A 13,158-nucleotide genomic window follows, 5' to 3' on the forward strand; every position below is an offset into this window, starting at 1 on the left:
CCCTGCCACGGCCGCGTTCCCCTGCTCGCCGCGCATCCGTGTGCGAGTGCGGGCACCGTCGTGGGGGAGAGGAGCGGACCGAACTCCCCCTCAGGAACTGGAAAATGAACACGATCACCGGCACGGAGACCGCCTCGCCCGCGCATCACCGGCAGTTGCTCGACGACCTGGTCTCCGATCACATGACGGCGCTGCTCGCCTATGCGGAGAAGCTGCTGAGCGACCGGCACACCGCGCAGGACATAGTTCAGGAGACCCTCCTCCGTGCGTGGCCGCACACGGAACGCCTCTACAGCACCGAGGGATCCGTGCGGGGGTGGCTGCTGACCGTCGCACGCAACCTGATCGTCGACCGAATGCGCAGTGCCTGCGTCCGCCGGGAGAGCGTCGGCATCGACAACCGTGACGTCGTCCTGCCCGATCACTGCGAATCCGTGCTGGTCTCCGTCGAGACGACGTCCCTGCTGCGTCAGCTCTCCCAAGACCACCGGGAGGTGCTGGTGCACACCTATCTGTGCGGCCGGACCATCAAGGAGACGGCCCACATCCTCAGGATTCCCGCCGGAACGGTCAAGTCGCGCCAGCACTACGCCCTCAACGCGCTGCGGGCCCGCGTGGCATCGAGGGATCCCGCCACGATGAACTGAGACACATACGCCTTCGCGGTCGCCCATCGCACGCTCCCCTCGCCGTCCCTCGTCCGCCGGCGGGCCGACTCCAAGAGGTACACGGAACCGCGGGCATGAAGGGTTCGACGGTATGGCCGTTGGGGCCTGTACGCGTTTCGGGGCCCGGTCACCGGTCCGGGCCCCCCACCGTGTGAGGGAGAGTCAGCCGGTCAGCGTGAGTGCCTGGGCAGACGCCCCGAAGCAGGACTGTTGGGACAGGCGTGCCCCGTTGGCGTTGGAGGAGCCGTCCACGGCCAGGCACTTGCCGCTGTGCCGGGCGACGAAGCGGTACTGTCCGCCGGCTCCGAGCGCCGGGGGCGGGGCGAGGACAACGATGTTGCGTCCGACTCGGGAGCTCCGGTGGCGGCCCCGGGCTGAGTGGGCGGGTGTGCGGCCCGACACACTCGGCGGCCAACCACCGATCAACCGCGTGAACGACGTTGCGGGTCAAAACACCTGGGCGGCAGGAGTCCGTGCAGGTCTCGATGGTGTTGCCGCCGAAGGTCAGCCGGCCGACGACGGCCGCGCAGATTCCTGGATCGGAGGAGTCCCTGGTCCAGCCACCGAACGATTCGTTCGAGGCAATGGCTACGAGGTCTCTTCCTCCCTCCGCCATGCGTCAGGCAACGTCTGCTCGGGCCGCGTTTTGCGGAACGCGTGGTCGGCGCGAGCAGCGCCCATCACATTGCGGTGGGCCGGCGCATGAGCGCTGCCGTTCTGACCTCGGGAGAGCGAAGGGGCACCGGTGTCCCGGCTGAGCGTGCAGGCTTGGTGTGCGAACAGGAGACCGAGCCCGCCCTGGGCAAGCTGGATGCCGACACCCGCTTCAGTTGGCCCGTACAGCACGGCCATTCAGCAGGTCAAGGACAACCTACGGCGACCTCTCGTCAAGGTGCGCCCGCACAGCGTCGATGAATGCCGTGAGAGTCTCTCTGGCCTCGTCGCGTGCTCGGTGCGAGTACGCCTGCACCAGTGGCGGTCTGCCGTTCGGAAGGCGAATATCGAATCGATCACGACCGTCAACCCAACCAGTAGGGCAACCACCGGGTTCTTCCCCGCTGTCAGGAGCAGTCGTCAGGAGCAGTCGTACACGAAGCGAATCGTGGCTGTGTGGCGGATGGGGGAGAGGACGTGCAGCTCGGCCTGGGCCCGGTAGCGGCCTTCGCCCCGGAACGTCCACAGCAGATGTACCCGTGCCTTCTTCTGTCCCCCGGGCATCACTTCGCGCAGGACGGCCGAGGTTGTGCCGTCGCTGCGGACCCAGCGGTAGGACAGGGTGCCCGGTCGGCCGTTCGTGGTGATCACTCCGACGATGTCCGCCGTGCTGTCGCATTCCACCGTCGTGTTGCGGGTGGTGACGGTCACCCGATCCGCGGCGAAGCCGGTGCCGGAACGCTGCCAGGCGAGGAACGCGATGACCATGAGCAGTACCAGCACGGGCAGGGCATGCCGGCGCAGACGTCCTTGCGGATGCCGGGTGGGCGTCGGCACGGCGGCGGACAGCGGGGTCCCTGAACGGTGCGAGAGAGCGGCGGTCACGCCGGGGCCGAAGCGCAGGACCGTTCCTTCGACACGGTCGGGCCGGGTCTCCGGCGTGGTCGGTGCCACGGCGGTTCGGTCCTCTTGCGGCGTGGTGTCCTGCTCGGGTCTCTGGAACCAGTGGCTCCCCAGCTCGGTGGCGCTGTACTCCGCTTCCGCGTCGGCGGTGTGGTCGGGTGGTGCGGGCCAGGAGCCGTTGCCGGGCGGGGTGGTGCGGTCGTTGGTCGGAGTCAACGGATGTCGCACCGCCTCGTCAGGAGCTGCTGTGAGGCGCCGCCGTCGGCGGACGCGGGAGCTGTCGTGGCCTGCACGGCCCAGTAGCAGCCCTTGCCCTGGAACGTGTGGTCGAGGGTCAACGTGTACTGCGTGGCGCCACTGCGGTCGAATGTCTCGGGCGTTCCGTCCGGCGTGCCGAGCTGTCCACTGGTGTCGCCTGTGTACCAGGACACGGTCACGGAGATCGGCCCGGTGCCGTCCGTGGTGATGGAGACGGTGGTCGTACCCGTGGTGGGGCCTGTCTGCGGAAACCGGATACGGCGACGTCCTTGACCGCGGGCGCGGCGGGCGCCGTGGGGGTGGGGGACCCGGTCGTCGGGGTGGGCGTGGCTGTGGCTCCGCCGGGCGGCGTGGTCTCGTCTGTCGGGGCCGACGCCGACGCCGAGGGGCCGTCGGAGGCAGAGCTCTGCGAGCCGGACGGGGAGGGGCCGGTCGATCCGGCGGATGCCGAGGACTCGGCAGGCTCGACCGACGAGGTCGGAGAGGTGGGCCCCGACTCCACTCCGGGCTGCGCACTGGTCGTGGCGAACGCTTCGGCTGCCTGGTCGGCCGCCTGGCCGTCGTTCCGCGGCACGCCGTACGCCGGAACGATCGCCAGGAGCGCGGCCGCGGCCGACACGAGCACGCCTGGGCGAGTGGGCCGCCACATGCGGGCCCACCCACTTCCCTCGCCGGCTCCCGGGCGCAGGACGGTGCGGGCGGTGTCCGTAGTGGTCTCCGGGCCGGTGCGGGCCGGGGAACGCAGCAGCAACAGCACCGCGAGTGCGGAGAGCCTGCCGCGGCCACGTTCCTCCCACTCGTGGCCGTAGCCGGCGACGGCCGCCGCCTCCAGGTCCGCGACGAACGCCGCGGCGTGCGAGGGCCGTGCCTGGGGCGACTTGGCCAGGCCGCGCCGGACCAGTGACCGCACCGCCTCGGGAACCTCCTCGGCCGGGACGGGCGAGTCGACGTGCCGCAGCGCGAGTTCGGCGAGGTTGTCGGCCGGGTACGGCTTGTGGCCGGTCAGGCACTCGAAGAAGGTGGCTGTTGCCGCGTACACGTCGCCCGCGGGTGAGGCGGGCGCACCGGTCCACTGCTCCGGGGCCATGTAGGCGGGTGTTCCGGCCACTCCGGCGCTCTCACCCGTGGTCACCGCGATGCCGAAGTCGACGAGCTTCGACGTGCCGTCGGAACTGACGAGGACGTTCTCCGGCTTGTAGTCGCGGTGGACCACACCGAGCCGGTGGGCGTCGGCCAGGCCGAGCAGGGAGCCCTTGAGGATCACGAATGCGGCTTCGGGTTCCAGCGGACTCTGCGTGGTCAGCAGGGAACGGAGGGACACACCGTCCACCAGCTCCATCACGATGGCGGCGCCGTCGGGGCTCTCGACGTACTCGTACAACCCGGTGACATACGGGCTGTTCAGGCCGGCGAGCAGTCGCGCCTCCGCGCGGAAGTCGTGGACGAAGCCAGGTCGGGTGTACAGGGACTCGCTGAGGTACTTCACCGCGACCGCGATGCCGGTCTCTTCGTGCACGGCCAGGACGACCCGGCCGCTCGCCCCGGAGCCCAGCTCCAGCGATTCGGTGTAGCCAGGAACTGCCCATGTGTTCATCGGTACCCCCTCAGGGCCGTCGCGGTGCCGGAGCCTCCATGGACCTGGGAAGCTCCGGGCCACGCGATGGGAGACACAATTTCGGCCATGTCGGTTGCGGTGGCGCAACCCCCGATCGCCGTGTCGGGGCGATCCCTCGGTTCCCTCGGTCGTGGCCGAGGAACCGTGTGCGCGAGTCCGACCGCCGCTCAGAGGGCTTCACCAGGGCCGATTTCGAAGCCCATGTCCGAGACGAGTTCTCCACCTAAGCCTGGTTCATCGAGGGGATGCTGCAGCGAGCCGGATTCGACGTCGTCTCCAGTACTTTTCCGCGCTCCACTCACACAGAGTTCTGCTGCCGCCGCAGGTAGACGCTCGCTCAGCCATGTCGTCCCTGGTTGTCCGAGTTCGCAGTCAGGCATGGCAGAGGTCTTGATAGGATCGACGGAAGAACAGTGACCGGGTGCTGATCAGGATGGAGGGTTCTTCGTCCACACTGGCTGCGGCCATCTTCACGCTGATTCTGGTCCCCGACGACGCCGGCGAGGCGGCCGCCGGAGCCATCGCCACCGCAGGGCTCGCTCTCGCCGGTCGTCTGGGGACACCCGGTCAGTGAACACAACGCGCCGCGCCCGTATCTGTTGGTCCAACAGGTGGGGCGTGGCGTCTTGTAGAGGCGTCTCAGATGGAGGTCATCCGCTCGTCGGGGTGCTGTCCGCGACGTCGGCCGAGGCAGCGAAGCGGCTCCATGCGGCGGCACCGAAGGCAAGGCGACCCGCGGCGATGTCTTTGGAGTCGCGCACCATGACGCCGAGCGAAGTACGCGCAACCTCCACGCACTGATTGCCTGCGGCGTCGCTGAACGACGACCTCCGCCACGACCACGAGCCGTTCATTGCGAGTCCATCCCTTGGGACCCGCAGCGAGGCGGGCATGTGCTTATGCCTGCAAAGGTCCAAATGTCACCGCCGAGGATCGCCTCCTGCTGCTGCGCTACGACGAGAACGGCGGCTTCTGGGCCACACCCGGCGGCTGGACGTTGTCCCGTACGCAGCTGTCGACTGCGTACGGGGACTACCCCACCGTGAGCAGCGCGCCAGGCCTGCGAGCTGGACGCGGGCGATCTCGTGGTAGGGCACGTCATCCGCCTGCGGCGTCCTCGGCCTCCCAGCGCAGCAAGTCGCCCGGCTGGCACTTGAGCACCTCGCAGAGCGCGGCGAGCGTCGTGAAGCGCACCGCCTTGGCGCGGCCGTTCTTGAGTACCGCCAGGTTGGCGGGCGTGATGCCTACGCGGTCCGCGAGCTCGCCTACGGACATCTTCTGCTTGGCCAGCATCACGTCGATGTCGACGGTGATCGGCATCAGATCACCTCGGCCAGCTCGGCCTGCGTCTGTGTCGCTTCGACGTCGCGTGCGACGGCCTGGGTGAGCAGCATCCGCAGTACGAGCACGATGAGTGCGACCCCCAGGATGGCCAGGCCGATCCCGCCCATGATGACGGTGACGCCCGGGTCGTCCCGCTGGCCCGGTGCATTGATCCATGGGCATCACGAAGCCAAGCCTGTACGCGGCCTTCGGCAACAAAGAGGAGCTGTTCCGCAAAGCTCTGGAGCGCTACACCGAGGGCCCGGCCGACTACGGGACGCGCGCCCTGGAGGAGCCGACCGCGCGAGGCGTGGCCGAGGCGATTCTCCGTGGAGCGGTTCGGACCACGACGCGTCCCGGAGGCCCTGCGGGATGCCTGGTCGTGCAGGGCGCGCTGGCGTCGAGCGATGCGGGTCGGCCCGCGCACGACATGCTGGTCGAGTGGCGGAACGATTCGGGTCTACGCCTTGAGGAGCGCTTCCAGCGGGCCGTCGACGAGGGCGATCTTCCGCGCGACGCCGACCCTCGACAACTCGCCCGATATGTCATGACGGTGACGTTCGGCATCGCCGTCCAGGCCGCCGGCGGCCTCGGCCGCGACGAACTCCAGGACATCGCCGACATGGCACTGGAGCGCTGGCTGCCGTAGCGGGCGTGCGGCGGACGCGCACGGGGCGTTCCGGCCAGTACTGCATAGCTGGGTCTGAATGATCTGGAGGCGCAGGCGCCGCTTGAAGTGGTGTCTGCGTGCGTCGGCTTGATGGCCGCGACGGACGGCGGACCAGTCGAGTCCAAGGTCAACGACCTCATCGTCTTTGCCGATCAGATTGAACAAGCGGTACTCAAACGCCTGGTCGGCCACGGGCTGATCATCGAGCCCGATCCCGGTTTGTTCACCCTGCACCGCCGGTGACCGGCATGGCATGCCGCCGATAGCACATCTGATCCCGACTCAAAGACGAGTCAGACAGGTACTCGCATTCCGCCCTCTGAGGTCCGGCAGCCCGGAGCCGTCTCCGGACTGCCGCATCTCATCGCGGCCCGGGCTCGGTGAGGGCCTGTGCGCACCAGATCGTCTTGCCGTCCGTGGTGTGCCGGGTACCCCAGCCCTGGGTGAGCTGGGCGACGAGCAGCAGGCCCCGGCCGCCCTCGTCGAAGGCGCGCGCCCGGCGCAGGTGCGGTGCGGTGTTGCTGGCGTCGGAGACCTCGCAGATCAGGGAGGTGTCACGAATCAGCCGCAGCCTGATCGGGGGCTCGCCGTATCTGATGGCGTTGGTGACCAGCTCGCTGACAACCAGTTCGGTGACGAACGATGCCTCCTCCAGGCCCCAGGCCTCCAACTGGTCGAGCGTGAACTTCCTGGCGCGCGGCACCTGCGCGGGGTCGGGTTCGACGTCCCAGTCGGCGACATGCTGAGGATCCAGCGCGTGAGTGCGAGCGAGGAGCAGGGCGGCGTCGTCCGTGCGGTGTTCGGGAAGCATGGCGTCCATCACCGTGTCGCAGAGGTCCTCCAGTGAGGTGGCCGCGTGGTTGAGGACCCGCAGCAGGTCGGCGATCCGCTGGTCGCCGTCGCGCTCGCGGCTTTCCACCAGTCCGTCGGTGTAGAGGGTGAGCAGGCTGCCCTCGGGCAGTTCGAGCTCGGTCGCCTCGAAAGGCAGCCCGCCGATGCCCAGCGGCGGTCCCGGCTGTGTGTCCACCGGGGTCGTGGTGCCGTCCGGGGAGATGATCAGCGGCAGCGGATGACCTGCGCTTGCCAGTGTGAGGCGGCGGGAGACCGGATCGTAGACCGTGTACAGGCAGGTGGCCCCGAACTCACCGGTCGGCTGGAAGTGGTCGGTGGGCCGGAGGTCGCTGGCGAGGTGGATGACCAGGTCGTCCAGGTGGGTCAGCAACTCGTCCGGCGGCAGGTCCACGTCGGCGAGCGTGCGGACCGCCGTACGCAACCGGCCCATGCTGGCCGCGGCGTGCAGGCCGTGACCGACCACGTCGCCGACGACCAGGGCGACCCGGGCACCGGAGAGCGGAATGACGTCGAACCAGTCGCCGCCCACTTCCGCGTCGGTCCCGGCGGGCAGGTAGCGGGATGCCACCTCGACCGCCTCCTGGCTGGGCAGCCCCTGTGGCAGCAGGCTTCGTTGCAGGGTCAGCGCGGTCGTGCGCTCGCGCGAGTAGCGGCGGGCGTTGTCGATGGCGACGGCGGCCTTGGCGGTCAGCTCTTCGGCGAGGATCAGGTCATCGGCGGTGAACGCCTCGGGCCGCTCGCTGCGGGAGAACGCGACGACGCCGAGCAATGCGCCGCGGACCCGGAGCGGCACGGTGATCCGGCCGGTCAGTCCGTCCGCGGCGATGGAGGTGTCGACCAACGGGTTGCCCGGCGGCCAGTGGGCCGGGTCGGAGGCGAGCCCGGGCCCGAAGGCCCATTCGCCGCCCTCGCCCGGCTCGGCCGCGAGCTGGACCGTGGACCTGCCGGTGGCCATGCAGCGGGCGGCGACGGAACCGGGAGTGTGGCTGACCGGTGTCGTGGGCCCGGGAGCCCGGTCGGCGTCCTCCTTCGCGCTGTGCCGGGCGGCACGAGTGAGCACGATGGTCTCGCCGGGGGTGAACTCGGACACGGAGGGCGGCTCCTCTCCGCGCAGCACCTCGTCGAAGAGATCCACGGTGACGAGGTCGATGAATGACGGCACCGAGGTCGTGGCCAGTTCCCGGGCGGTGCCGATCACGTCGAGCGTACGACCGATGCCGGCGCTGGCCTCGTTGAGGATGAGCAGGCGCTGCCGGGCCCAGTACTCGGCGCTCATGTCGAATCCCCAGTTGGCGACCGCGCGGACCCTGCCCTCGGCATCCCGGACGGGCCAGATGCTGGTGGCCCAGGCATTGGCGTAGTCGCTGCCGCGCGGCTGGAAGACGGTGATGAGACGCGCCGCCCTGCCCGTCCTCGCCACTTCGGCGAGCTGGTCCGTGTAGGGCTTGTCATCCCTCTCGGGAAACAGCGAGCGATCGAACTCGGGAAGCACCTCGCGGTACTTCTTGCCGAGCACCTGCTCCTCGGAGTGCGCGATCACCCGGCCCGAAGAGGCGTTGATCCATAGAAACCGCAGCTCAGGGTCATAGACGCCCAGAGCGAAGGGACACTGCTCGAAGGCCAGATCGGCGATCACCGGTCGGCGTTCCCAGCGCTGGACGGTCACCACGTGGCCCAGCGCCCGCCCGTCGGGGCCGAACAGCGGGTGAGCCGACACCAGAGCGTCCACCGTGGAGCCGTCCCGGTGGCGCAGCGGGATGAGCTCCGCGTGGTCGGGGCCGCTGCCGTGGTTCTCAGGGAAACCGGGTGGTGGGGGAGCGGCCAGCAGTTCGGTCAAAGGGCGCCCGACCATGTCCTGCGCCGTCCAGCCCAGCAGCAGCCGCCCGCTCTCGCTCCAGCCGCTCACCACGCCGTCCGGGCCCACCACGAGGGCGGTGGTGCGGACATCCTGCTTGTCGGCCATGTCCACGCGCTCCGCCTCCGTCCGGACAGCTCAGCCCACCAGGGCTGGTTTCCAGCCGCCGGTTTCCAGCCTAGGTCCGCTTCCGCTCCACGGCGCCCCGACCGGTGCGTTCGCACGGGTTTCGCACGGGAAAGGAACCGGGCGGCCCGACCCCGAAGGGACGGGCCGCTGCGGAGGGGAACGCGGCACGTCAGGGCCTGGGCCCCGATCCGTGGTGCTCCTGGGCGGTCGGTGCCGTCACCAGCCTGTCGGCAGACCGGCGATGAACGAGGTGAGCCGGTCGGAGACGAGCCGGTCGTCGCGGGCCGAGTAGTGCCAGTCGCAGCCGAGGAAGTCCAGGCCCGAGTCGTCGAGGAACCAGTAACGGACCCGGCTGTCGCCGGCGTCGTTACGCGTCCTGACCACCTGCTGGACATGGCCGGCGTACTGGCCGGCGTCCACCGCCACGATGGTCGTGTCGACCCCGTAGCGCGTGCGCAGCTTCTGGACGAAGTCGCCGTAGGCGCTGCGGTAGGCAGCCGCGAGGCTGTCCGGCGTCCATGGCTCACCGGGGTTGACTGCGGTCGAGAAGTCGTTGGTGCCGAGGTTGACCATCACGACCTGGGGGCGCCAGGTTCCCGGGTTCTGCCAGACGTCTCCCGCCACGTTCAGCAGGGCACGGTCGTAGAAGGTCCGGTACGTGACGTCCGACGAGCCTCCGTTGTAGTTGCGCACCATGCCAAGGCCCGAGTAGCCGTTGATCTGGTAGTCGGCGTTCAGCTTCCGGGCGGTGAGGGCGCCGTAGCTCACATCGGAGTTGGTGTTCCGCCTGACCTGGTCCCAGGTGCAGGTGCGAGAGGCCGAGAGGTTGCCGTAGCCCACTGTGAGGGAGTCGCCGATGAACTCGATCTGGCGATTGCGGGCGGCCGGTTTGCTCAGTACGGCGCCGCCGGGCGCAGCGACGAAGCCTCCGAAGGTGCCGGTGTCCCCAGGTGTCATTGCGCTTGACGAGCCGGACGGTGTGCGTGCTGTTCGACAGGCCGTTGATCCAGTGCGTGGTGTTGCCGGGCGTGACGAGTGTGGCAACGGTGGTGCCGTCGACCTGGACGTCGTAGTCGGCGGCCGAGTCGTTGAGCACGATGCCCACGCCGGTGCCGCTGACCCGGCCCTCGAAGTACACGCCGGGCCAGCTGTACTGCACGGTGTCTCCGGCGCCCTTGACCCGCCCCGCGGTGTGCACCTGTCCGAGCACCCCTGACACGCGGATCAGTTGCCATTGCTGGTTGGCTCCGCCCCAGTCGGTGAACTGCACGATCTTGGCGCCGTCCGCGGTGGAGGCGTTCTGCACCTCCACGGCCTTGCCGCTGCTGCGGCTGATCAGCCGGACGTGACCGTCCGAGGAGTCGGCCGGCCGGAACTGCTGGTTGACACCATTGCCATCACTCCACTGCACGATGTCCGCGTGAGCCGCGGAGGAGTGGTTCAGGACGTCCAGCACCTTCCCGGAGTGCTGCGCCTTCAGCCGGTAGTAGCCGCCCCCGAATCCACGAACTGGAAACGCTGGTTGGCACCGTCATGACGGGTCCACTGCCCAATGCCCGCCCCGTCGGCACCGCTCGCACCGGACACACCCAGCGCCTTGCCACTGTCACGGTTGACCAGCACATACCAGGCGTTCGAGTCCAGGGTGGCCGCCTGCGCCGTCCCCGCGGCGCCCAAGCCGGTCAGGAGCGCAGCCAGCAAAGCGTCACGGTTACCAACACCCCCACACGCCGCCCCCACCACGACACACCCCATGTCATATATATGCCACCCCTCTGCATTCATGTCCCTTTCGCTGAGTGCGGCTGCCCGGCCGGGACGTACGACGTCTCGTCAGCGGACTCGTGCGGCTACAGCGCGGTGAAGGTCCACAACAGGTTGGTGCTGCTGCCGTAGGTCCACTGCTTGGCCACGGATCCCGAGGACACGTTGCCGCCGCCGTCGAGGACCAGGCCGGTGGTGCGGTTGGCGATCGAATAGCGGTCGCCGCCCCGGTGGGTGAGGGTCCACTGCTGGTTGGTGCCGCCGTTCCAGGCGGCCTGCCGGGCGGTGGCGCCCTCGACGGTGGCGCCCCAGCCGTCGGCGACCATGCCGTTGGTGCGGTTGACCAGCCGGTAGTAGCCGCCTCCGACAGCTTCCGCGTGCCACTGGAGATTGTTGCTGCCGTTCCAGGTCCACTGCTTGAGGTCGGACCCCGAGGCGACGTTGCCGCCGCTGTCCAGGACGAGGCCGTTGGTGGCGTTGGTGATCCGGAAGTACGTCGCCGGGTTGAACTGGACCCTCAGCGAGGTGATTTGATCGTTGTTGCCGGTGACCCGCAGGTCGGGGTTCTCGGTGGTGAACGTCCAGGAGGTGCCGGTGAAGTTGTCTCCGGAGTAGCCGATCACCTGGTAGCCGGGGGCCGGGCGGAGGGAGGAGAGGGTGCCCGGGCCAGGTCCGGCCGCGTTGAGGTCGGCCGCGGTGTAGTCGCCGATGCCGAGGACGGCGGCCTTGCCGGTGTAGTCGACGTCCGTGAAGGCGGCGGCGCCGGCCAGCGGCCGCAGACCGGGGATCGTGCCGGAGAAGTCGAGCTTCAGGACGTACGCGTCGGCGCTGTACGGCGCGGAGGACGGCAGGGTGATCGTGAGGCCGGAGGAGTTCTGGGCCGGCGTGGGCAGGTCGATGTAGGTGCCGGCGGTGGTACCGAGGAGCTTCACCGAGGACAGCGACGAGAGGTTGATCCGGTCCGGGCTGAGAGTCTTGATCGTGAGCGATCTGCCGGGCCAGCCCAGAACGGTGGCGTACAGGACGTTGTCGGCCTTGTTGCGGGTGAAGCGGATGTCCTGCGGGGTGCCGGCGTGCGGTGTGGTGAACGAGCCGCCGCCCATCTTCGTCGGCCCCTCGCCGTACGCGGTCCAGGCTCGGGTCGCGTACACCGACTCGCCGAAGCGCCTCAGGTGGTCGCCGATGGCGAGCAGGATGTCCTTCTGCGCCTGGGGGATGGTGCCGTCGGCCATCGGCGCGATGTTCAGCAGCATGTTGCCGTTCTTGCTGACCCGGTCGATGAACGAGTGCAGCATCTGCTGGATGGTGTAGTAGCCGATGCCCTGGGTGTAGCACCAACTGCTGCTGGAGATGCTGTCGTCGGTGAGCCAGTAGGGCGTGGTGAGATCGGCAGGGCCACCGCGTTCGTAGTCGAAGACCTCGCCCTTGCCGTTCATGCCGTCCTTGTACGTGGCGACGACCTCGCGGCGCCAGCTGTCGGCCTGGTTGTAGTAGTACGCCAGGAAGTTGAGGCGCTGTTGCTCGTCGACGGCGTCCAGCTTGAAGTCCTGCCACAGGATGTCGGGCCGGGCGCGGTCGATGACCTCCTTGAGCTTGTCGAACCAGAGCTGGTCCTCCGCCGCCTTATCCAGTTGTCCGTAGAACTTCTTGAGGCTGCTGTCCGTCTGTGCTGGGGCGTCTTCGAAGAAGCCGTTGTAGTGGTGCGCGTGGTGCATGGCGACCAGCAGCTTCAGGCCCCTGGCGCGGATGGCCGTGGAGAACAGGCCCAGCAGGTCGAGACCAGGGCCCTTCTTCACCGAGTTCCACTCGTTGACCTGGCTGTCCCACATGGAGAAGCCGTCGTGGTGCTCGGCGACCGGGCCGGCGAACCTGGCGCCCGCGTCGACGAACAGCTGCGCCCACTCCTCGGGGTCGAACTTCCCGCCGGCCGACTTCAGTTGCGGGGCGAACTGGACGGTGTTGCCCGCCGGGTCCCGCGCTCCGTTGATGAAGTTGTGGTATGGCCACGCCGACGGTTGGCCGTAGGTCGCGATGTGATGCCGGTTCGCGTTGCTTCCGGCCTGGTACATGTTGCGCGGGTACCACTCGTTGTCGAAGGCGGGCACGCTGAAGGCACCCCAGTGGAAGTAGATCCCGAACTTCGCGTCCTGGAACCACTCCGGGGCCGGCGGGTGCTGGTCGACGGAGTTCCAGTCGGGCGTGTACGTGCTGGGGGCCGCCTCGGCAACCCCGGCGCCTAACACACCTCCTGCAACGGCCGCCGTGACCACGCAGGTTGCGGAGGCCAGCAACTGGCGTCTGTTGATCGAATTCGACATGGACACATCCCTGATGCGGAAGGGGCAGGGGGAATGCAGGGCCACGCATGAAGGTCGGCCATGGCGCCATGGGATGTCAACCAGCGTGCATGGATGAAAGCACTGCGTGGCCGAAAGATTTGCGCAACTTGTAGAGCCTTTGGGCATAT

Annotated in this window: 12 protein-coding genes and 5 pseudogenes; 4 read left to right on the plus strand and 13 right to left on the minus strand. The window is 68.7% G+C overall.

Going from position 1 to position 13,158, the window contains the following annotated elements; all coding sequences use genetic code 11:
- Positions 1–104 precede the first annotated feature (104 nt).
- Complete coding sequence (locus tag QF035_RS51975; RefSeq protein WP_307529885.1) at positions 105–647, plus strand: sigma-70 family RNA polymerase sigma factor; 543 nt, start codon at positions 105–107, stop codon at positions 645–647.
- Positions 648–830: 183 nt separating this feature from the next.
- On the opposite strand, the pseudogene QF035_RS51980 reads toward QF035_RS51975, so the two are convergent.
- The 5 genes and pseudogenes from QF035_RS51980 to QF035_RS52000 all read right to left on the minus strand — a co-directional run.
- A pseudogene (locus QF035_RS51980) lies at positions 831–974 on the minus strand (RICIN domain-containing protein); the annotation flags it as partial.
- 154 nt (positions 975–1,128) lie between these two features.
- A pseudogene (locus QF035_RS51985) lies at positions 1,129–1,269 on the minus strand (IS21-like element helper ATPase IstB); the annotation flags it as partial.
- A 473-nt stretch (positions 1,270–1,742) separates the two neighbouring features.
- Entirely contained in the window at positions 1,743–2,441 is a 699-nt protein-coding gene (locus tag QF035_RS51990; protein WP_307529887.1) for a hypothetical protein, read from the minus strand.
- Positions 2,438–2,656 (minus strand): hypothetical protein, encoded by a 219-nt coding sequence (locus QF035_RS51995; protein WP_307529889.1) that lies wholly within the window; start codon positions 2,654–2,656, stop codon positions 2,438–2,440. The genes QF035_RS51990 and QF035_RS51995 overlap by 4 nt, the downstream gene beginning before the upstream one ends.
- A gap of 2 nt (positions 2,657–2,658) precedes the next feature.
- Positions 2,659–4,077, minus strand: a complete 1,419-nt coding sequence (locus QF035_RS52000; protein ID WP_307529891.1) for a serine/threonine-protein kinase — start codon at positions 4,075–4,077, stop codon at positions 2,659–2,661.
- Positions 4,078–4,519: 442 nt separating this feature from the next.
- Between QF035_RS52000 and QF035_RS52005 the strand changes: the two genes are divergently transcribed.
- The gene (locus QF035_RS52005) at positions 4,520–4,672 is read left to right on the plus strand and encodes a hypothetical protein (protein ID WP_307529893.1); all 153 of its coding nucleotides are present in this window, start codon (positions 4,520–4,522) and stop codon (positions 4,670–4,672) included.
- Positions 4,673–4,748: 76 nt separating this feature from the next.
- On the opposite strand, the gene QF035_RS52010 is transcribed toward QF035_RS52005, so the two are convergent.
- From QF035_RS52010 to QF035_RS52020, 3 genes and pseudogenes are all read right to left on the minus strand, one after another.
- Positions 4,749–4,991, minus strand: a complete 243-nt coding sequence (locus QF035_RS52010; protein ID WP_307529895.1) for a DUF397 domain-containing protein — start codon at positions 4,989–4,991, stop codon at positions 4,749–4,751.
- Between the two features lie 205 nt (positions 4,992–5,196).
- Positions 5,197–5,418: a helix-turn-helix domain-containing protein gene (locus QF035_RS52015; RefSeq protein ID WP_307529897.1), complete on the minus strand. Its 222-nt coding sequence runs from the start codon at positions 5,416–5,418 to the stop codon at positions 5,197–5,199.
- Positions 5,418–5,594: pseudogene (locus tag QF035_RS52020) on the minus strand (DUF2975 domain-containing protein); the annotation flags it as partial. The gene QF035_RS52015 and the pseudogene QF035_RS52020, both read right to left, overlap by 1 nt.
- Between QF035_RS52020 and QF035_RS52025 the strand changes: the two are divergent.
- Together QF035_RS52025 and QF035_RS52030 are read left to right on the plus strand one after the other, a co-directional pair.
- A pseudogene (locus QF035_RS52025) lies at positions 5,594–6,070 on the plus strand (TetR/AcrR family transcriptional regulator); the annotation flags it as partial. The pseudogenes QF035_RS52020 and QF035_RS52025 sit on opposite strands and share 1 nt — an antisense overlap.
- Before the next feature lie 111 nt (positions 6,071–6,181).
- A complete protein-coding gene (locus tag QF035_RS52030; protein ID WP_307529899.1) occupies positions 6,182–6,334 on the plus strand; it encodes a hypothetical protein in 153 nt (50 codons plus the stop codon).
- A 118-nt stretch (positions 6,335–6,452) separates the two neighbouring features.
- Here the strand turns inward: QF035_RS52030 and QF035_RS52035 are convergent, their stop codons facing one another.
- From QF035_RS52035 to QF035_RS52050, 5 genes and pseudogenes are all read right to left on the minus strand, one after another.
- Positions 6,453–8,906 carry an ATP-binding SpoIIE family protein phosphatase gene (locus QF035_RS52035; protein WP_307529901.1) on the minus strand — a complete coding sequence of 818 codons (2,454 nt, stop codon included), beginning with the start codon at positions 8,904–8,906 and terminating at the stop codon, positions 6,453–6,455.
- A 237-nt stretch (positions 8,907–9,143) separates the two neighbouring features.
- On the minus strand, positions 9,144–9,884 hold the full coding sequence (locus QF035_RS52040; RefSeq protein ID WP_307529903.1) for an SGNH/GDSL hydrolase family protein: 741 nt from the start codon (positions 9,882–9,884) through the stop codon (positions 9,144–9,146).
- Positions 9,885–9,927: 43 nt separating this feature from the next.
- Positions 9,928–10,383: pseudogene (locus QF035_RS56065) on the minus strand (RICIN domain-containing protein); the annotation flags it as partial.
- Positions 10,384–10,403: 20 nt separating this feature from the next.
- A complete protein-coding gene (locus tag QF035_RS56070; RefSeq protein WP_373466888.1) occupies positions 10,404–10,628 on the minus strand; it encodes an RICIN domain-containing protein in 225 nt (74 codons plus the stop codon).
- 149 nt (positions 10,629–10,777) lie between these two features.
- Positions 10,778–13,009, minus strand: a complete 2,232-nt coding sequence (locus tag QF035_RS52050) for an alpha-L-fucosidase (RefSeq protein WP_307529905.1) — start codon at positions 13,007–13,009, stop codon at positions 10,778–10,780.
- Positions 13,010–13,158 lie beyond the last annotated feature (149 nt).

It is taken from the genome of Streptomyces umbrinus, from assembly GCF_030817415.1.
GTDB classification, from domain to species: domain Bacteria; phylum Actinomycetota; class Actinomycetes; order Streptomycetales; family Streptomycetaceae; genus Streptomyces; species Streptomyces umbrinus_A.